At 53.6% G+C, this 20,701-nt stretch carries 14 protein-coding genes and 2 pseudogenes; 10 read left to right on the forward strand and 6 right to left on the reverse strand.

Going from position 1 to position 20,701, the window contains the following annotated elements:
* Positions 1-184 precede the first annotated feature (184 nt).
* On the forward strand, positions 185-442 hold the full coding sequence (locus JTM80_RS16105; protein WP_225906658.1) for a helix-turn-helix transcriptional regulator: 258 nt from the start codon (positions 185-187) through the stop codon (positions 440-442).
* Positions 443-469: 27 nt separating this feature from the next.
* Positions 470-922 carry a hypothetical protein gene (locus JTM80_RS16110; RefSeq protein ID WP_205369808.1) on the forward strand — a complete coding sequence of 151 codons (453 nt, stop codon included), beginning with the start codon at positions 470-472 and terminating at the stop codon, positions 920-922.
* Here the strand turns inward: JTM80_RS16110 and JTM80_RS16115 are convergent.
* On the reverse strand, positions 914-2,074 hold the full coding sequence (locus JTM80_RS16115) for a transposase (protein ID WP_205369809.1): 1,161 nt from the start codon (positions 2,072-2,074) through the stop codon (positions 914-916). The genes JTM80_RS16110 and JTM80_RS16115 overlap by 9 nt on opposite strands.
* Positions 2,075-2,215: 141 nt before the next feature.
* On the opposite strand from JTM80_RS16115, the gene JTM80_RS16120 reads away from it, so the two are divergent.
* From JTM80_RS16120 to JTM80_RS16145, 6 genes and pseudogenes are all read left to right on the forward strand, one after another.
* Complete coding sequence (locus JTM80_RS16120) at positions 2,216-2,392, forward strand: hypothetical protein (protein ID WP_205369810.1); 177 nt, start codon at positions 2,216-2,218, stop codon at positions 2,390-2,392.
* A 28-nt stretch (positions 2,393-2,420) separates the two neighbouring features.
* Positions 2,421-3,395: a transposase gene (locus tag JTM80_RS16125; RefSeq protein ID WP_205371237.1), complete on the forward strand. Its 975-nt coding sequence runs from the start codon at positions 2,421-2,423 to the stop codon at positions 3,393-3,395.
* An 18-nt stretch (positions 3,396-3,413) separates the two neighbouring features.
* Positions 3,414-4,586: a DEAD/DEAH box helicase gene (locus JTM80_RS16130; RefSeq protein WP_205369811.1), complete on the forward strand. Its 1,173-nt coding sequence runs from the start codon at positions 3,414-3,416 to the stop codon at positions 4,584-4,586.
* A gap of 161 nt (positions 4,587-4,747) precedes the next feature.
* Positions 4,748-5,398, forward strand: a complete 651-nt coding sequence (locus tag JTM80_RS16135; protein WP_205369812.1) for a hypothetical protein — start codon at positions 4,748-4,750, stop codon at positions 5,396-5,398.
* The gene (locus tag JTM80_RS16140; RefSeq protein WP_172354302.1) at positions 5,376-6,122 is read left to right on the forward strand and encodes a Uma2 family endonuclease; all 747 of its coding nucleotides are present in this window, start codon (positions 5,376-5,378) and stop codon (positions 6,120-6,122) included. The genes JTM80_RS16135 and JTM80_RS16140 overlap by 23 nt, the downstream gene beginning before the upstream one ends.
* Positions 6,119-7,234: pseudogene (locus JTM80_RS16145) on the forward strand (cysteine desulfurase family protein); the annotation flags it as partial. The gene JTM80_RS16140 and the pseudogene JTM80_RS16145, both read left to right, overlap by 4 nt.
* Before the next feature lie 36 nt (positions 7,235-7,270).
* On the opposite strand, the pseudogene JTM80_RS16150 reads toward JTM80_RS16145, so the two are convergent.
* Positions 7,271-8,308: pseudogene (locus JTM80_RS16150) on the reverse strand (ISKra4 family transposase).
* A 451-nt stretch (positions 8,309-8,759) separates the two neighbouring features.
* Between JTM80_RS16150 and JTM80_RS16155 the strand changes: the two are divergent.
* Together JTM80_RS16155 and JTM80_RS16160 are read left to right on the forward strand one after the other, a co-directional pair.
* A complete protein-coding gene (locus tag JTM80_RS16155) occupies positions 8,760-10,184 on the forward strand; it encodes a cell wall metabolism sensor histidine kinase WalK (protein ID WP_205369813.1) in 1,425 nt (474 codons plus the stop codon).
* 99 nt (positions 10,185-10,283) lie between these two features.
* Positions 10,284-10,958 carry a response regulator transcription factor gene (locus JTM80_RS16160; RefSeq protein WP_276568594.1) on the forward strand — a complete coding sequence of 225 codons (675 nt, stop codon included), beginning with the start codon at positions 10,284-10,286 and terminating at the stop codon, positions 10,956-10,958.
* Between the two features lie 18 nt (positions 10,959-10,976).
* Here JTM80_RS16160 and glgP read toward each other — a convergent pair whose 3' ends face one another.
* The 4 genes from glgP to JTM80_RS16180 form a co-directional block, all read right to left on the reverse strand.
* Positions 10,977-13,607, reverse strand: a complete 2,631-nt coding sequence (gene glgP, locus JTM80_RS16165) for an alpha-glucan family phosphorylase (RefSeq protein WP_172354297.1) — start codon at positions 13,605-13,607, stop codon at positions 10,977-10,979.
* A gap of 394 nt (positions 13,608-14,001) precedes the next feature.
* On the reverse strand, positions 14,002-16,464 hold the full coding sequence (locus JTM80_RS23355; protein WP_172354296.1) for an Ig-like domain-containing protein: 2,463 nt from the start codon (positions 16,462-16,464) through the stop codon (positions 14,002-14,004).
* A 542-nt stretch (positions 16,465-17,006) separates the two neighbouring features.
* Complete coding sequence (locus tag JTM80_RS16175; RefSeq protein ID WP_205369514.1) at positions 17,007-18,320, reverse strand: NF041680 family putative transposase; 1,314 nt, start codon at positions 18,318-18,320, stop codon at positions 17,007-17,009.
* A 305-nt stretch (positions 18,321-18,625) separates the two neighbouring features.
* Positions 18,626-20,536, reverse strand: coding sequence for a SpoIID/LytB domain-containing protein (locus JTM80_RS16180; RefSeq protein ID WP_225906659.1), 1,911 nt, complete (start codon positions 20,534-20,536; stop codon positions 18,626-18,628).
* Positions 20,537-20,701 lie beyond the last annotated feature (165 nt).

The raw sequence follows: 20,701 nt of genomic DNA on the forward strand, positions 1-20,701 counted from the left end.
CGGTACGTTGCATATTGGGCAGCAGACGAACCACCGCCCAGACATGAAGCGGACTAGTATCCATAATATTCCTCAAAATCAACGCAAAGTTTAGCGAGACACTAGCTAAAGTGCCTCCCGAAGTCGTTTAATGGAGGATGAGAAAGAACCTCTTACTAGAAAAGTTTTCTAGAAAAGCGGGGAGTTGTCAAGTGTTTCTAAAAACTTTTTCCAGATGGAACAGGATCGACCAAAACTTACCCTAAAACAATTGAGGGAGAAAGCGGAACTCTCGCAGGAAGCTTTGGCACGTCTAGTTGGGGTTAGTAGCAAGACTGTCAGCAACTGGGAACGAGGAACCAATGTGGCTAGCTTGACAGTTCCTCAGATGAAAGCCCTTTGTGAGGCTTTAGGTGTAACACTCAATGAACTGCCGGATGACTTCAGTTCGGAGCGGGAATAATAGGGAATGCTCTCTTAATATATTTCTATGGATACTCCTGATCATCTTACTTCTCACGTTAGACATGATCGAGCCGCTGAAAGTAGTTCTAGTGAGGATTTGTTTATTGATATCTTTCAGGAGACTCTGGGGTTTGAGCGAACTCAATTGCTCATTCCTCAGTATTCCGTAACAGATATCTACGGCACTAATCGGTTTATTGATTTCGCGTTTCTTTCCCGACTGGATAAGTATGCTTTTGAAATTGACGGTGAAGTGTGGCACGCACCTGATGGTGCAATGGTTAATTCACAAATTTACCGTGACCAATTATTACGTCAGAACAGTTTGGTTTATCAGGGGTGGAAAGTTTATCGTTGGACAGATATTCAATTAAGCACTGAGCGAGAACGCATTCAGGAGCAACTTTTACTCTTCCTAGAAAGAGAAATTGTGCAGGGAACCTTAGTGGTGCAGAAAACTTTTAGAGTCTCAGGATGAGAATACGGTGACACGGGAAAATTCAACACGGGTTTCCAATTGCGCTCGTTTTTTCAGTGAAGCCGCCGCCGTCGATGGACTTTTGCGAGGTAACGTTGCCAATCGAGGAATCGGCAGATTGAGATAGTCCAAGCGTTGAATTTCGCGTAATCCCAATTGTAAAAAACTCAAACCGCGTTGATTGTGCCAGTCCAAGGCTGCCCGTCGTCCCTGTTCGATGACTGCAACAACGGCAATGGCAATGGCAATCAACGTTGCCGCCGCTAACAGCATCAGTAGACAACCGAGGGCAGCAGCACCACGCAAATGAGAACGGATCAGGTCAAACGCCGCCGACTTGTAATCTTTGAAATGCGGTTCGATACCACCAAAGCGTTGACCATAGAGTTCAAAGGTTGCTAACGTGGGCGGCAGATTGGAGAGGACTGCCCAAGGTTCACTCGCTAAGTCCAGATGAGCCGTGGCAAGATGAGCGTCGATGTCTTGGAGAATCGTCACCTTGCTAAACAGATACGCTTCTCCTTGTGGCGGCAACAACTCAGCGACCGCAGCGGTTCTGCCCGTTGAGAGGGTGATGTTCAAGTCCGATTTGGCTCGAATCGCCCAGTTCCATTGCTGCTGTTGCAACCAACGAATTAACGCTCCGTGTTCAAAGCCTCGGTCGGCTAACAACGTGACTTGAACGCCTTGAGGCAAGCGTTGTTGTGCCATTTCCAACACGACCTTGTAGTCTTCAAAGCCAACGCTAGCACTGCCATGTTCCAACACGTGCTGAGCTATTACGACCGAACGACCGCCCCAGACCAGACACACTTCAATCAAGCAATACTGGTCCCACAGCATACTCGTATCGAGCGTGAGTAGCATTACCATGCCTTCCCAAGCCCTCAAAAACTGCTTCAGCAACGGCACGTAAAAGGTTTCAGCATTGATGTGAGCATTATGGACAAAATAGTTCAGGCGTTCCATGTGGCTACGCGCCTGACAGTCTCGGTGACTCAAGTAGGGTAGCCAATGACTCAAACAAGCACTCTGGGCTTGTAAAATCGCTGCCACATTCTCACAAAACCCGTGGAGGTGGCGTTGGTCTTTTGGAAAAATCCATTGACTCAATTGAGTTTGCAGTTGACGATAAAGTTGGGGGACAGACATGGGGAATTGCTTTTTGTGTGGAAACTTGAGCATCCCATGTCATCCCCTTTCCTGTCACTTCTGTCTCATCATGAGACTCCCTAAATATCGAGCTTTTGGGACTTTTCTGCACCACTAAGGCAGGGAACACTAGATGGATTTTTGCCAAAACAGGAAGTTGGAGAGATTTCGTTAAGAGAGCATCAGATGGATGCACTGAAACAACTGGAAGAATTACGAAATCGAGGTAAAACAATTGCTTTACTAACTCATGCAACAGCAGAAGTGTTGAAAGATAGCTCAACATACAAAAAATGGGGGCAGAATATTGTATTCTAGCCCCCAGCAAACAAAAACAATGTTTAAGATGCTAGTGTCATTTCCTGCGCTTGTCAAACCGATACTCAAGCAGTTGTGCCCACATAACTATCCTGTTTTGAACTCTCGCTTATTCTTTGAAATCTGGTTGACCTTCGTTTTAGACCAGGGTTTAACGAGCATGAGAAGCCTGTTTTATCGTCTCAACAAAGCAGGAATCAAGGTTGATATTTCCACCTTTTCTAAAGCCTGCAAGACTCGACAGGATGAACACTTTTGTCGCATCTACGCTGAGCTCATAAGACAGCTAAAACAAAAAAATCCAGCGACAGCACAGATGCTGTTTCCCATTGATTCAACGGTCATCACATTGACAAGCAAGTTGTTCTGGATGCAAGGCTATCATCAAGTCAAATTGCTTAATGGAGTCAACTTAACGCAAGGTAATCCCAGTGAATGCCTGATTCATTTTGGTCAAGGACATGACGCAAAATTTGCTGACAGAGTGACAGGAATGATTCCTGAAGATGCCATCGGCGTCATGGATAGAGGCTTTGCCAGTTGGGATTTCCTTGACCAATTAAGCCAGGATCAGACTCGCTTTGTTGTCCGCCTTAAGAACACGATGAAGACCGAGTTTGAGCATGAGCGATATCGAGTGGTTTGGTTTTGTGACTTAGAGAGCCAAACGGAGTTTCGGCTGGCGACCAATGTAGAACTGATGACGAATGAAGAGATTAGTGAAGTCTATCGCCATCGGTGGCAGATAGAAGTGCTGTGGAAGTTTCTAAAGATGCACTTGAAGCTAGATAAACTAATCTCTAAGAGTGTCAATGGAGTCACCATTCAAATCTACATGGTGTTGATTGCCTATCTGATTCTGCAATTGATAGAAATTCCAGAGTTTTATGGTCATCAATTACTAGATAAGTTGCGCTATTTGCAACTTGAATTGAGTCGTCGTTGTTCGATTGTCCATTGGAGCTACGATCTGCTGCCAGAGACACTCGTAGGAGCTTCGTAGGGTTGAATGTAAAGTTTTATGTCTCAATTCAACACTTCTGATGCAACAGGTACAGGAAAAACCCATGTTGCTATTTCCCATGCTCACTATCTAGGTTTTAGAACTCTGTATCTTGCTCATCGCAAGACTTTAGTTACTCAAACACAGGAGAGATTTTCTGAGCTTTGGTCTGATGCAACTTCTGCTATTTATCAGAAGAAAAAGAGCAAGCCGGATTCTCATATCGTGTTATCTACAATCCAGGCAATTGCAGATTCATTAAATCAATTTGATGAGCGCGAATTTGGTTACATCATTATTGATGAGAGCCATCATGCAGCCGCAGAAACTTACCGCAAGGTGATCAGCTATTTTCGTGCAAAATTCATTCTTGGACTAACAGCAACGCCGGAACGCCATGATGGGCAATCCTTAACAGAAATTTTTCAGAACTGTGCCCATCGACTTGAATTAGAAGAAGCAATTCAACGAGGTTTGTTAGTTCCAATCCGCTGTATTCGAGTTAAAACGAAGGTTGACTTGTCCAAAGTTCGATTTAATGGCGTTGATTACCGGAGTAATGACTTGGGACATGCTTTAAAGGTGCCCGATCGCGATCGCTTAATTGTGGACACTTATTGTAGTCATACGCTGGGTAAACGTGCTGTTTGTTTTTGCATTGATATTGCTCATGCAGAACGAATGGCAGAGCTATTCAATCAGCAGAATGTTCAAGCATCTCATGTGTCTGGGCGCATGGCAGAAAACCAGAAAGAACAGATATTAACAGACTATCGAACTGGTAAAATGCAGGTTCTTTGTGCCTGCGACATCCTTAATGAAGGCTGGGATTCTCCTGAGACAGAAGTATTATTAATGGCACGTCCCACACTGAGCAAAGTTGTTTACATTCAGCAGCTTGGACGTGGCACCCGAACTGCTCCAGGTAAAGAATACCTGCTAGTATTTGACTTTATTGACAATACCAGTCGTTATACTCAGGCACTTAATACTCATCGCTTGTTTAAAAATCCTCACTATCGCCCTGGGGCACTCGTCGCAGCCCCAAATGATATGCTGGCTGAAGAGGCAGCGACCTACGCAAAAGGCGAAAAACCGAGTGATGTATTGGGGCTTCATTTATGGGTCGATAAGTACGAAGCAATCGACATCTTTCGTTGGCAAGATGAAGTCAAAGAGCAGAAGTGTTGAATCTTGATGGTAAAACTTTACAAAAAGCACTCTCAAGAGGCGGATTATTGAGAATGGAAGCAATAAGTAGGTCATTACAGGCAGAATTATAGATCTTTTGTACTGGATTCAGCTATGAACTTGCCCTGCTAACATTGCGTTCAACACTTCTGGTCAAAGAGATGTATCAAACTCGTGAATTGGAAGCTGAATTGGGAGTTGCTGACAATGTTGTAAAACAGTGGGTTGTGACGGGCAAACTTATTCCTGATCACACAATTCCAATTGGGAATCAAACTTATTTCTACTTCAGAAAAGAACGACTAGATGAAATTCAGAAACAATTCAACATCATACCGATCACAAAAGAGAATATTAAAGTTAAGTTTGTTGAGTTTGTCCAGAACATGGATATGAAATATTCCTATAAACCTGTTTTATTACTGGGCTTACTTCAACTTGCAGACTCTAGCGGAAAAATCAAAATTCCTGATCTTGTTACTTTCTTTAAAGCCTTTTACCTGAAACGATTACAAAATGGTGAAATAGTGGAAAAAACTGGAAGCAAGATGGTGCGAATTGCTGAACTGAGCGATCGCGATATTGAATCTATCCTACTTTCAATGCCTTTCGAGAAATTTGAGCGGCGCAAATTCATCCGTCGCCTGAAAGAACTCACCCTGCTCAAGTTTGACCCTGTACTTTGGAAAAGTCTCACTCAACAGGACAAAGCTGACCTCAAACAACTGGCTGAAACCGCCCTGGTAGAATATTATCAACGTCTGGAAACCCATTCATCTCTCACTCACCATGACGACCGAACGATTGGTTAAGCTACCCCCCTTGGAAAATGGCGATCGCCTCACCCGCAGTGAATTTGAGCAGCGGTACAACGCCATGCCCCAGCTCAAAAAAGCCGAACTAATCGAAGGAGTCGTTTACGTGAGTTCTCCCGTCCGCGTCATTCATAGCCAACCCCATGCCGACCTCATGACTTGGCTGGGTTCCTATCGCGCGGCTACACCGGGTATTGCCTGCTACGACAACCCCACCGTGCGCCTGGATGCCGACAACGAACCTCAACCTGATGCCGTGTTGCGTCTGGAACAGGGGGGCAACTCATGGATTAGCGATGATGGTTACCTAGAAGGCGCGCCCGAACTTGTGGTTGAAATTGCTGCTAGCAGTGCCTCCTACGACTTGCATGACAAACTGCGGGTCTACCGTCGCAATTGCGTACAAGAATACATTGTTTGGTGTACCTACAGCCAGCAGATTGATTGGTTTTACCTCGAAGATGGCCAGTACAAGCCCCAGTCTCCAGATGCTAGCGGCATTCTGCGAAGTCGGCAGTTTCCTGGTCTATGGTTAGCGGCTTCGGCACTCTTGGCGGGTCATCTCGCTGCGGTGCTGCAAACGCTTCAGCAGGGGATTGCTACCGCCGACCACCAGACCTTTGTTGAGTCTTGGGCGGCGGCGGCGGCGGCGCGGGTTGGGCGGATTGCTACCGCCGACCACCAGACCTTTGTTGAGTCGCTCCAGCCAACCCCCTTGTGATTTACCTCGACTACCACGCCACTACTCCCGTCGATCGGCGTGTGGCCGATCGCATCTATCACTTCATGACACTCGAATTTGGCAATGCCAGTAGTGTAGATCATGAGTGGGGCGATCGCGCCGAAGCAGCCATCATGCAAGCGGCTAAACAAGTTGCAGATCTAATTGGAGCCTCACCGAGGGAAATTGTTTGGACATCTGGCGCAACCGAGAGCATCAATCTGGCAATTCAAGGGAGTCTCCCCCCTAACCCCACGAAACCGCATCGCATTGGCTTAATGCCGATCGAACACAAAGCTGTCCTCGATACCTGTCGTGCATTGGAGCAGCGAGGTTGGGCTGAACTGGTTTATCTGCAAGTAGATTCCAGAGGCAGACTTGACCTGGAACATTTGGAACAAGTCTGCGCTGAGGGACTGTCTCTGCTCTGTGTCATGGCAGCTAACAACGAGATTGGCAACCTCTACCCGATTCAAAGAATTGGGCAGATTGCTCAACATTACGGCATTCCTTTTCTATGTGACGGCTCTCAGGCAGTCGGTAAAATTCCCATTCAGTTTGAACAGTGGGGCATCACCTACCTAGCAATCTCTGCCCACAAGTTCTATGGCCCCAAAGGAGTTGGGGCCCTAGCTGTTCGTAAAGGCTATCACTTGGAGCCGCTTATATTTGGTGGCGGTCATCAACAAGGAATGCGATCGGGTACTCTTAACGTCCCTGGGATTGTTGGGTTAGGAGAAGCTTGTCGGTTGCGATCGCTGGAGATGGAAGAAGATGAGCGGGCGATCGCCATGAAGCGCGATCGACTTCAAGATCTGCTCCTAGAGAAGATCCCTAACCTAGTGATTAATGGAGATCTAGAGCATCGGCTGGCAGGAAATCTTCACATTTCAATTCCTGGTATTCCCAATAGTGCTGTCATCGCTAGAGTCCGTTCTAAATTAGCGATATCAACTGGATCAGCTTGTTCTTCTGGTCTAGAAGAACCTTCCCATGTGCTACGTGCACTGAAGCTACAAGACACAGTGATTGATGGGGCACTTCGTATTGGGATTGGTAAGTTTAGTCAGGATCAGGAGATTTACGCAGCAGCAGACTTCTTAATAGAAGCCTATGAAATGAGGAGCATCCCACTTTCGATGAAACAGTCAACTGGCGAGCTGTCCATTGAGGTAGGCACAGCGCAGACTCAACATGGCATTAACGGAGGCCGTATTCCAGCGAGCACCCGAAATTTGGAGGCGTCGCCCAATCTGTTTGACAGCCGATTCTACGGCTCCTGATCCAATAGAACAGAGTTGCTCAGCCTGGTAGAACCCATAATTCACGATGCGAGAGCGATGGGTGCTCAGATAGGCTTCAAAATTGCGGGCTTGCTTGCGCCGACAGTCGGCAAAGAGGCCTGGCGGCTTCCACTTGACCTTGCCATAACAGCATTTCCGCCGCTGCTAAGCGCTTGAGCGACCCACCGACTTTGTAGAGGTTTTCTTTGAGATGGTACCAATCGAGGATTTCCCAACGGGTCTCAACGGTGGTGAGTTGAGCAAACAGATTCCACACCCCAGCGTGACCATCGCCCAGACAGACCAGTGGGGAGAGCAAGCGTTGAGCGCTGAGATAATCAATCAAGCTGTCATTGTCTTGGAAGAAGGCGTTGTAATAAATCCCCTCCACCCGCACCGCTTTGTAGTCTCGCCACGGGCTATCGGACTCTAGCAGGTCACGCAGACGGACTTTGCCGCCATCAATGCTGACCTCACTGACGCCTTGTTTAGCCTCGGCAGACTCGAACGACTGACGCCCCACCAGACGTTGTTGGGTCGAGTGCCCGACCCGCATCCCGGTCAGGGCTACGATGTCATCCTCTGCATCTTGAAACGATTCGTTGGCACTTAAGCGTAGGTTGGCTTTCTCTAGGCCACCACTGAGACGGCTGTAAGCCTTTACGCCTAACCGTTCTGCCTGACTTTGACGAATCTCAAGGACCCCTACCAAACTCTTCAATCGGCGAACCCGGCCTCGGGCGGGGTAGGCTTTCTGGTTGACAAAAAAAGGGCAACTCGAGGGCTCACCTCCTCTAGCATTTGCCGTCGTACAGTCTGCTCGATGCCTTCTAGACTATCGAGCCCCTCTCGGTTGCTATTGCGATACAAAATCTCGGCGATCTCTGCTGTACAAGCTTCCAATCGCTTTTGGTCTTCAGGTGTCCTGGTGAGTCATCCCTGGGGCTACCCTCCCATTCTCACCCTTCGCACTGTTTTCGCGAAAGTGGGATGCTCCCTATGAAATGACCCGTCAATCTTTGTATGCTTAGGACTAATTCAATCTGTAATTCAATCTGTTAAGCTCTTTTGACGATCGAAGAATATCGAAGAATATTTAGAGCCAGCTTTGTTGAAGATGTTTCGGCTGAAGATCAGCCAGACGTGATTGCAGTCCCTAAAAAACGAACTTTGAGTACACTAAAAGCGCTGCCTGACTTTCAAATTCTGCCCATGCACCCTTGCTGTTGCTCAGCGAGTTCGTTCCTTCTGCTCAGGAAAAACTCATTTCTGGTTTCGGGCATCCAGTTAAATTGGAGACACTCCGAAGATAGCCGCTGGGCTTGCAATGTACCCGCTATATTTGCCAAAACCCATGTCCTCCCCGGCTGACGGAGCTAATTTTCAACGCCCGCTGCGATCGTCCCTGCAAGTGAGGCTGACGCTGGGGGCGATCGCAGCAATTTGGGGTGGGCTTGGGTTGGGGATGCTCTGGATGTCTTGGCGGACGGAGCGAATGTTTTTGTCGGATCACCGGGCCAAGCTGTCGGCCATGGTGCAGCAGATGCCCGATCAGGAAGTGGCGATCGCCCACGGATCTGCCTCCCAGAGCGATTTGCAGGACATGGTCAACCGGCTGTCGTCGGCCAATACCTGGCTGTGGATTCGAGATCACCAAGGCAACATCTTAGCCCGCTCCAACAATCTCCAGGTTTCTGAAAATCAGGATGCGCTGCTGGATCTGTCGGAAACCACCACTACCCCCAAAATCCTGCGGCTACATGGACAGTACATCATTTGGTGTACCTATCCGCTACAGCATGACGGGCAGATGATTGGGCAACTCTACGTCGCCAAGGACGTGACCCGCGACTACAGCATGTTGCAGTCGGTCAACCGCGATCTGATGATGGGCACGGGTATGGGCGTGGTGACGATGAGCGGGCTGGCGGCCTGGTTGATTTGGCGATCGCTCTCGCCCCTGCGGCAGGCCAACCAGATCGCTGAAGCCTACAGCGCTGGCAGCACCAACATCTCCCGCCTCGACCCAGATCAGGTGCCCGTCGAGGTGCAGGAATTGGTTCACACCTGCAACCGCCTGGTCGATCGCCTGTCGCAAACCGCCGAACGGCAGCGCCAGTTTACCAACGACGTGTCGCACGAACTTCGCACGCCGCTGAGTCTAGTCTATGGCTATCTGCAAAGCACCCTCCGCCGCAGCCCCAACCTCACCGAGGCGCAGCAGGAGATGCTGTCGATGGCGGTTTCTGAAACCGAGCGCACGATTGAGCTGCTCCAGGGATTGCTAGAACTCGCCCGCACCGACAGCAGCGCGGTGTTGTTTAACCTGGAACCCGTGCCGATTGGCGAAGTGGTTGGTGACGTAATCCGCATGACAGAACAGTTCAAGCAGCGATCGCTCAAGCTAGAAGCGCCCAGCCAGCCGATTGTTGCCCGGGCCGACCGCGAACACCTGCTGCGTGTACTGGTTCACCTAATCGACAACGCCATTCAATATTCCGAACCCAACCAGCCCATCAGCCTGACGCTCAGCCGCAAAGCACCCTGGGCGACGATTCAGGTGCGCGATCGCGGCTGTGGCATCTCCAAAGAAGACCAGGCGCGAATTTTTGAATCCTTTTACCGGGTTGATGCCTCCCGCAGCCGGGCCACAGGCGGCGTGGGGTTGGGGCTGGCGATCGCCAAATCCCTGGTCGAAGGCATGGGCGGGCAGATCGGTGTCGAATCAACTCCCGGTGTAGGAAGTGTGTTTACCGTAAAGCTGCCGCTTTTGGAGTGATGGAGTCGCGGAGCGATGGAGCGATAGGGCATTTCTACGCCTTCACCCCTTCATCCCAATCCTCTCTCCCCCCCCCAATCTTTAACCCCCCAACCCCTGATCATGTCTACTATCCTTTTAGTTGAAGACGAAGAAAAACTGGCTCGCTTCATTCAGCTAGAACTGGGCTGCGAGGGCTATCAGGTAAACGTCGCCCACGACGGACTGAGCGGGCTGACGCTGGCGCGCGAGACTCCGCCCGATCTGGCAATTTTGGACTGGATGCTGCCGGGAATGACAGGCGTGGAACTGTGTCGCCGCTTGCGCTCGACAGGCAGCAAGATTCCGGTGATTTTGCTGACGGCGAAGGATGAAATTGGCGATCGCGTGACGGGGCTGGATGCGGGAGCCGATGATTACGTCGTCAAGCCCTTTAGCATTGAGGAACTGCTGGCCCGCGTCCGCGCCCACCTGCGCCGCACCCAGGAACCCGACCCCGACGCACTGGAGTTTGCTGACCTGACGCTGAATCGCCGTACCCGCGAGGTGTTCCGCAACGGTCGCCTGATCGAACTCACTGCCAAGGAGTTTGACCTGCTGGAACACCTGATGCGCCGCCCCAAACAGGTGATTACGCGCGATCGCATTTTGGAAGAAGTTTGGGGCTACGACTTCATGGGCGACTCCAACATCATCGAAGTCTACATCCGCTACCTGCGCCTAAAACTCGAAGAACAGGGCGACAAACGGCTGATTCAAACCGTGCGCGGCGTGGGCTATGTGCTGCGAGATTAGGGGTTGAGTATGACTAAACTACGCCCAAAGCACCAATCCCGGCTGATAGGGGCTGCTGAGGTTTTCGTGCTTGGGCAAGATGCGGAGGGAAAGTCCCTGAAAGCCGCTGTTGCGATAGGCGATCGCCCGCTGATAGACACTCATGGCAGGATTATCCGAATCAGCCCCAACATACTCCATGACCACAGGCTGCCCGTTGGCGATTTCGCCATGCTCGTCGATTGCCCCCTGGTATAGCTCTACCTGTATGTCGTCCGGTGTCAGTTTGCCCAGGCGGATGTAGGCCGTGACGAGAATCTCCTGTTCCACCTGCACATTGCCATCTGAGGACACGTCCACCCGGTCGATTTTCATGTCATACCAATGCTCAAACAGATGGTGATGCCAGCGGGCCAGGTCTTTGGCCGGGGCATAGTCATTGGAGATCATCGCCCGAGCGCGATCGCTCGCCGGGAAATAGGCCCGCTCTGCATATTCCGCCACCATCCGCGCTGTGTTAAACATGGGCAAATTCAGCCGAATCGCGTCCTTCATCTTGGCGATCCAGCCGTGGGGAATATCGTTTTCGTCACGGTCATAAAATAGCGGCACGATCTCCTCTTCCAGCAAATCATAGAGGTCATTAGCTTCTACCTCGTCCTGCTCCTCTGGGTCATCGTAGTCTTCGCCATGCCCAATCGCCCAGCCCGTCCGCACATAGTCTGCCTCATCCCACCAGCCATCCAGCACGCTGAGGTTGGGCAGTCCGTTCATCGCCGCCTTCATGCCGCTGGTTCCAGACGCTTCGCGGGGGCGGCGTGGCGTGTTTAGCCAGATGTCGCAGCCCGCCACCATCATCCGCGAAACGTGGATGTCGTAATTGGGAATAAACACGATGTGGTGGCGAATGTCGGGGTCGCGGGTAAAGTGGACAATCTCGCGGATTAACTCCTTACCAGGATTGTCTTTGGGGTGGGCTTTGCCCGCGATGATGAACTGTACCGGATGGTTGGACTTGAAGCGATCGCCCAGCCCCAGCATAATCCGCTTGATCCGCTCCACATCTCGCATGAACAGCGTCGCCCGCTTGTAGGTGGCAAAGCGCCGCGCAAAGCCGATGGTCAGCACTTTGGGGTCTAGCACGTCCTGCGTCTGGCTGAGTTCGATGAGGGAACCGCCGCGATCGCGCAAGCTTTGTTGCAACCGCTCCCGCACAAACAGCACCAGTTCCGACCGACAGCGCTCGTGGTTCCGCCAAAATTCTTCATCGGGAATGCTGCTCACCCGCTCCCACAGGGGATCGCTGGCAGGGGCCATGTTCCAAGCTGGGCCCAAGTAGCGATCGTAGAGATCCTGGGTAGATTTGGCCACGCAACTGCGGGCGTGAACGCCGTTGGTGATGGAGGTAATAGGCACCTCTGCTAAGGGTAGCGCCGACCACAGCGTTGCAAACATCGACCGTGACACTGCGCCATGCAGCTTGCTCACCCCGTTTACGAAGGAGGCCATCTTGAGCGCCAGAATTGCCATGCTGAAGGGAGCCGCCAGATCGCCCGGATTTTCGCGCCCTAGCGAGAGAAACTGCTCCCGCGCCAGCCCAAACTTTTCGGCGTAGTGCCCTAGGTAGTAAATGATTTTGTCGGAGGGAAACAGGTCAATGCCAGCGGGCACGGGCGTATGGGTGGTGAAAACCTGACTGGCTAGGGCCACCTGCGCGGCCTCTTCGTAGGTCAGCCCGGCTTCTTCAATCATCAGGCGAATCCGCTCCAGCGCCAAAAACGCCGAGTGCCCCTCATTCATGTGATACACGGTGGGGTTTAGCCCCAGCGCCCGCAGCATCCGCACGCCGCCAATGCCCAGCATGATTTCCTGGTGAATTCGCAGGTCGATATCGCCGCCGTAGAGTTCATCGGTAATGTCCTGGTCGTACTGGTTATTTGGTTCAATATTCGTATCCAGCAGGTAGAGGGGAACGGTGCCTACCTGCACGCGCCAGATGCGGGCGTAGACCTTGCGACCGGGATAGTCCACCTCAATGCGGATTTCGGAGCCGTCGGGGTGGCGCTCTAGGTGCAGCGGCATATTGTAAAAGTCGTTGATGGGGTAGCGCTCTTGCTGCCAGCCGTCGGCGTTGAGGTATTGGGCAAAGTAGCCTTCTTGATAGAGCAGGCCCACGCCCACCAGCGGCAACCCCAAGTCGCTGGCGGATTTCAAATGGTCGCCCGCTAGCACGCCCAAGCCGCCGGAGTAGATGGGCAGGCAGGAGGTTAGCCCAAACTCGGCAGAAAAGTAAGCGTAGCAGTCGGTTAGCCCAGTCTCAGGGGCGATTCCCGCTGGGGTTTTGCCGTTGGGGGTAGGGGATTTGGGCGATCGCCGCTTGCGAAACCAGCTTGGCTGCCGCAGATAGTCATCCAACTGCCGCTCTACGCGCTCCATCTGCGCCAAAAATCCGTCGTCTTCGGCCACCTCCCGCAGCCGCGCCTGACTGATCGTCCCTAGCATCAGCACGGGGTTGTGTTTGCTGGTTTCCCACAGGTCTCGATCCAGCCGCCGAAACAGGTCTATCGCTTCATAATCCCAGTCCCAGTGGAGGTTATAAGCAATGCGCCGCAGGGGTTCGAGCAGGGGCGGCAGGGCGGGGGTGACGTTGAAGGTGCGGATGGGTTTCATAGAGGGAAGAAAAAAGAACGAAGAAACAAGAACGAAGAAAAAAAGAACGAAGAAAAAAGAACGAAGAGGGAAGAACGAAAAATAAGGCGGGAAGGGAGGTTAATGCTTCTGAGGGGAAATGGTGGGGGGCTGGGGATGAGGTTGCTGGGAGCTTTGGAGCTGATGGACTAGTAATCCAGAATCGCAAATCCAAAATCGAGAATCGATCTGACTCCTGTATTGTGTCCTGAGCAGATTCTAAGGATGCGGGGCTTAATACTTTTTCTCTACTGCATTGCGTTGCGTTACGAATGAGCAAAAAATTAGGCAAAAAAAGAGCGGCCAGCGGCCGCTCCTCAGGAGAACTCTGAGCTAGAAAACAGGAGTTAGAAAACCAGAGATTGCATGGATGTGGCTAGATGACGAAGTTGAGGGAGGTGACGCTGCTGACCTGGGTGTTGTTCAGGTTGGCGATCGCCACGAAGTTAGTTCCTGCGCCGCTGCCATCTGCATCGACAAAAATGCGGGTCGCTGTGCCCACCTGCGACAGCTTAACGTAGGCGCTGAGCCGCTGGAACGGCGTGCCACCTGCTAAAAAGGCGGGCTGTTGGAAGATGCCGCGCAGGTCGATGACATCGGTCGTCTTGAAATCGGCGATCGTGTCAATGCCTTCGGCCAGGCTATTGAACACGAACATATTTCTGCCGCCGCCGCCGATTAGCACGTCGTTGCCTGCGCCGCCGATCAAGATATCGTTGCCGGCCTGCCCGCGCAGCGTGTCATCGCCTGCACCGCCGACGAGTTGGTCATTGCCGCCGCCGCCTCGCAGGTCGTCGTTGCCGCTGCCCCCATCCACCAAGTCATTGCCGCCGCGAGCAATCACGCGGTCGTTGCCGCCCCGCGCAATAATCCGATCATTTCGATTGGTTCCCCGCAGGGTTTCTGCTCGGTTGGTGCCTCGGACAACGTTAGGGCGACGGCCTAGCGAAAACACCAAAGGTGTTCCCAGTTGCCCATTGGGGGCTGAGGGAATAACGACGAGTTCTTCGTTGCCTGGCCCCACATCGTCTGCGGTCATTTCCCAGGTGTCGAAGGCTCCCGCAGCCAGCGCGTTGCCGGCTAGGTCGGTGATGTCGCTGACACGCAGCGTCAGGGTATAGGCTCCGGTGCGGCTGGTCAGCCGATTTAGGTTCCCCACCGTAAAGGTGCGGTTGTCGCTGGTGGAGAGCGTGGCGCTGCTCAAGTCCAGCGGGGTGCCGCTACGGGTCAGTTGCAAATCGCTCAGGTCAAAGTTTCTGACGGCTTCGCTGAATTGAATCGTGATCGTGCCCAGCGCAGTTGTCCGGGGGTTGGGAGTAACGTCCACAATGTCCACTGTTGGGGCGATGCGGTCGATTGTGTAGGCGGCCGTGCCGTTGACCCCGGCCACGAGCGCCAAATTCTCTGAATCTTTGATCGAGCCGTCATTCAGCACGTTGAGGCGAACCGTACCGTTGCCTGTGCCCGTGTTGACCACCACCGTAAACTTGCCGTCTGTGCCCGTGACGCTGGCCACGGTTGCCCCGGTCAGCCCAGTGGTCGTCAAGCTGAAGTCGGTGACATCGACCCCGGTCACGGGTTCGCTGAAGATGACCGAAAAGCTGACGGTTGGGGCATTGGTGGCTTCGGGGCCGACGCGGGAAATGGCGAATACGCGAGGAGCCTGGCCCGGCAACTCTGCCGACAGAATCACGCCAAAGAAATTGTCGTTGTTGGCGGGCGAGTTGTTGTCGCTGCTGGCGCTGTTGCCTTGGGCAAAGAGGCGATCGCCCGTCACCGTGGGCAGGCGGGTCGGCATTCCCAGATTGTTGCCGTTGCTATTGGTCAACGAGTTGAGCGCAAAAATCGCGCCGCCCAAGCCCTGACCATCGCCGCCTGCGCCCGCACCGCCCTGAGCGCTGTTGTTGATGAAGCGCGTGTCGGTCATCGTCAGAGACCCCGTGCGGATGAAGATGGCACCACCCATGCCCGCGCCGCCGCCGCCGCCGTTGCTATTGCCATTGCCGCCGCCAAAGCCGCCCTCGCTCGACAGCGTTAGGGTCGTTCCGCCGCCGCCGCCGCCAAAGCCGCCCTTGCCGCCCTGACTACCGTTGGGGTTGGTCGCGCCAGAGCCGCCGCCTGCGCCAAAGCCGCCATCGCCGCCGTTGCCACCAAAGCTGCCGCCGCCGCCGCCACCGCCGCCTGCGCCAAAGCCGCCACTTGCGCCAGAGCCGCCGCCGCCGTCTGTGCCTGCGCTGTTGCCGCCCACACCGCCAATGCCTGCGCTATTCAGCAGCCCGCCGGAACCGCCCGCGCCGCCCGTGCCGTTGGCATTGCCAGGGCTGCCATCGCCGCCAAAGCCACCGCCACCGCCTGCGGCCCCAGAGGGGTGGGCTACTCCGCCATTGCCGCCCATGCCGCCGCCGCCCTGGCCCAGTCCAGCCAGTCCTTGTCCGCCGACGGCAACGTTTTCGCTGAGGGTGATATTGCTCAGGGTGACGTTGCCATCGAAGATAAACAGGGCGCCGCCCATTCCGCCGCCGCCGCCTGAACCGTCACCCCCTTCGGCCCGGCCCAGGGTTAGCGTCAGGTTTTCAAAGGTGACATTGCCGCTTTCAATAAAGAAGAGTCGGACATCTCCTTCGTCATTGATACCGTTGCCGTTGGCATCGCCGCTGAGGCTGAAGGTGTTGCCAGTGCTGCTGCGAATTGTGAGGCTGGCGGATTCTCTAATAAAGGGCAGCGCACTGGTCAGGACGATATTATTAGTAATTTCAATAACATCTGCCTCAGCGTTGGTGTTTGCCGAATTGATAGCGTTGACCAGCTCTTGGAACGTTGCAACCGAAAAAGTAGCCATAACTGCTTCTCGTAGATCTGTAAAACTTCAGCGGGTCGTGACTGTCAAATCGCCAAGCAGTTACCTTAGACAGTGACCGTCAGATCCGGCCCGGACGCGAAATTGACGTTTACGCACGCCAAACAGGCCCCGCTCTGTGACGACCGCAACTCCCAAGAGAGTCCGTGCCCTCCCACAAAACGACGCTAAGCGTGACTTCCTATACAAGTACCTGAGGGCGATCGCCCCTTGCAAAGGAAATCTAGTAAGTTTTACGGAGCCTTTAAGTTAAGAGAATCTACGTAAGGCTTGAAAAAACTTTTCTCAGGATTTTTCCGGATACTTCAAAGAATCGAAAGGAAGAAAGCTGAGTGATTTACAGAATCAAAGCACTTTTAGTTGCCGAAACCTGTCAAATGCGCTTCTGGAGAAACTTTGGGCCCTTGTCAACTTTAGTTTGGACTAACTGGCATCACAATAATGCTCAACAGGATGCCATAAAGAATCTGCTCAACCGTTCATAACAGTTGAACTTAAGGAATTGGATACAATCCTGCTCGCAGTTAAGCTGCTGTTGCAACCGGACTGTTCAGGGATTGTTCGGATGTCTTGCGTTTCGAGGCTCGTTTTTTGACCATCGGATAGCAGGGACGAGGAGTTGGCTTGTGCCCCTTGCCTCGTCCTGGCGATTTACCACGAGGTTTAGGCGCAGGAGCAGGGGTGCCAATCGCTGCCAAAATGCCTGCAAACGCTTGTGCGACCCGACCCGGAGTCAACGTTTCTTGCGGTGCCTGCCAGGGCAAGGGGTGGTCAGTACAGTCCTTTCGCGCTAACCACAACTGCCAACTGAGCAACGGCATCAGGCTGCTCCACTGTTCGGTTGCCGATACAGAACTGAACTGGGGATGTGTCCAATATAGCCTCTGCTTGGCAAAGCGATACCAGTGTTCAATGGCAAAGCGACGGAGGTAGTGCAACCACAGGGTTTCTAACGGAGGCATCTGCTCACCCAGCCAAACTAACCACAAAGGAGCCAAGCGTCGCGTGCTGCTCTGTGTCTCCAGCACCTCCACGCGCAACACTTCCATTGCCCGTTTAGGGGATTTGCGGAAATGGTATGCACTCCAACGACTGACCCGCACTCGTCCCCAGTTGGGATCATCGACTTCAACGGTTTCGACCGGGACACTCCAAGTGTCAGGGTCATTGAGTTTCATCTTATGTCCATGCTTGGCAGGTGCGCCTCGCCCTCGATACGCTGGGGGCGCGCCATAGACACATCGATTGGATGTAACCCGCAGCAGCAAGTCTGCCTCAATCCCTGCCGTTTGGTTGACAAAACTGGCATTGCCGTACCCTCGGTCGTAGATCGCCAACGGACGCACCGCTAACTGCCGAGTCACTTGTTTGAGTTGGAATGCCGCTTTACTGGCGGGTGTTTCAAAGCTGGTGATGCGCTCATGCCGCAATGGTAATGCCCAACTGCCCCTGTCTTCAGCAATCCAGGCTAAGGTACTGTAGTTTTGTCCGGCTATCGGGGCATGTCCTGTTCTGCCTGATAAGGTGCGGTCTTTCAAACGCCTGGCAGCAGGACGGTTCCACCGACTCGCATCACCTGCCAACAACGGTTGCTGCTGAGTCGGTATCTGCTGCACCAACAGCTTCAGCACCTTTGATCGGGGTAGGCGGCTATCGCGCAACGCTTCATAGGGGCTCGACCACTGGCGACGAAAGACAGGACTCTGCGATAGCCTCACAAACGACACGATGCACGCACTCACTAACACGGCATCCATCAGATCAAACAGGGCATCTCTGGCGTTTCCCAAGCTGGCATACAACGTTTGGCGAAATTGCTGAAGTTCGTTGAAAATCATGGGGTCAATGTTGGTTGTACTTCATTGACCTTACGGCAGTCGGTGCTTCTCATTGACTGCCTTCCTCTTCACCATTAGTCCAAACTAAAGTGTCAACGGGTTCGCCTCATACCAAGGCAGCAGAGGACTTGCGAAGATATACGCAGGTCAACCCGACAGTAAATGCCGCACAGCGCTGAGTCAACAGTCAGCACAGCACGTCGATATCTGGTATAAAAAAGAACCCCCTCCTGTGCGTTCTCTGCAAGCACGTCCCGACAGTGTTCTGGCAGTGTTCCAGCTTTGCTCCAGCGTTGGTTCCAGCGCTAGTTCAACGGGTCGCGCCAGAAGACAATGTTTTCGTTGAGCGTGACCAATTGAGCGCCGGGGTAGTAGAAACTGAGGATGCGGGCGGCCGACCAGCCCAGTCGTCCCAATCGATAGGACCCCGTTTGGCTCATGCCGACGGCGTGGCCCAGGCCCCCGCCGACAAAGGTGTAGCCCTTGAGTACCGTCATCGTCGGCACGCGGTTCTGCGCTTCTAGCGAATTGCCTGTCGCTTCCTCGGCGGGCTTTGCAGCTTTGATAGGCGCTGTCTCGGCGGCATCGGGTTCGGTAGCAACAGGGGATGGCTTGGACACCGAAGGAGAAAGGTTGGCTTCAACCCCTGTTTCTCCGTCCTCTGGTGCGGATGAGCTAGGCGCGTTTTGGGGAATGGGCACCTGGGCGTAGACGGGTTCCAGGTAGAACAGGGTACTAGTGGGGGCATAGAGTGCCCGGAGAATCTCGTCTTTTTCTAGGGTGATTGGGCCGCGATCGCTCTGGATGAGCAGCTTTTGCACCCGACCGGCGGGCGATCGCTCCACCACCTGCACCGACTCCACCCGCGTCAGGTTGGCAAACGGATGGCGCTGGCTTTGCAAATAGCGGCGTAGCCCTTCGGCAATGTTTTCCAGAGTGCTTTCCTTGCGCCAGCGGAAGCTGTCCCAGCCTGCTTCATTAAAGCCCTGCCGCAGGTTTAGAAAAGCTCGCAGATTCAATTCGTCCGACAGGGGGCGATTGGCCAAATCCCACACGCCTTCTACGGAGTCCACCACGGCCCGCAGGTAGGGACGGTTCTGCCCGTTCCACACGTCAGCAAAAGGAGCCGTGATGCCGCCCGTGGTGGAGGAATAGAGCGCGTCGATTAGCTCGTTGCGATAGGTCAGCACTTGACCCCGTGTGGCGGCGATCGCCCGATCCGCCGATTCCACCGCGCCCGTCAGCCCTTTGTAAACCTGGCACTGAGTATCAGCACAGAGTTCGTAGCCGTCGATGGCAAATCGCCGCAGGTTTCGCAGGGCATAGGTGCGTGCCAAAATTGCCTGAGCTTGGACTGCGGTGGGCGGCGCAGACGGCCCAATTTCGTGGGGCACGACACCGCGCAGGTAGGTTTCCGTGGGGACGTAGTTGACGAGGGTATAGTTGCCGTAGGCGTTGGGCTGGAGGCGCAGACTGCCACCGTAGAGCCGACGGTTTGGCACATTGGCATTGCGAGCCGCGTTGGGAGGCAGTTCGCCTTCGGTGACGAACACGCGGCTGTAGGAAGAGAGAATTTCCACCTCATCGCGCATCAGGCGGTTGCCCTCCACCTCCAGCACAGCGCGGGGCACCTGCCGCTGCACCTGGCGATCGATAAAGGCGGTGCGTGCGCCCTGAGCTTGCAAATTCTTCAGCAGCAGCCGACGTACCAGCGGCGTTTCGTAGGTGTCTCGCTTGGCCCATACCTGCCACTGGCGCGGCTGGGCCAGTTCTACCTCGATGCCGCGCGATCGCCACTGGTTGGCCTGGTCTTCTGCGCTCTCAAAGCTGCGGTGGTTGCCCAACACCACTTTTTCCACCACCTTTGGCTCTGGCAGCGGCTCCATCACCACACCCACCCTCACCGGGGCGGCAGTGGTCACGGTCTGGTCTTGCCCGTCGTCGGTTTTGAAGCGGAGCGAGAGGCGATCGCCCTCGGCAGGTTGCAGCGTCAGCACGTCCTGCGGTTCGTCGCCAAAGCGCTGCACGATGCCGATTTTCAGCACGGGGTTTGGCGGGGCCGCAGTCTGAGCCAAAGCGCGATCGCCCATGCCCAGCCAACAGACCGCCGCAATTGCCGCGCCCGTCAGACCCGACAGCACAAAGGCAGGGCGCTGAGTGGATACATCCGGGCTTGCGGGGGCTTTATCCCGGTTCACAAAGCTGCTAAGTCCCATCGTTCCAAGTGATATAAGGGGGCTGCCCATGCTTGCTCTTGATTTGCTCTGCGTTTGACCGACTGACCTGTTTTCTCAGTTTGTTTTCTCAGTTTGTTTTCTCAGTTTGTTTTCTCAGCTTGCTTTATCAGGTTGCTTTATCAGGTTGCTTTATCAGGTTGCTTT

The sequence above is a fragment of the Thermoleptolyngbya sp. PKUAC-SCTB121 genome, assembly GCF_016919485.1.
Taxonomy (GTDB): Bacteria; Cyanobacteriota; Cyanobacteriia; order Elainellales; family Elainellaceae; genus Thermoleptolyngbya; species Thermoleptolyngbya sichuanensis.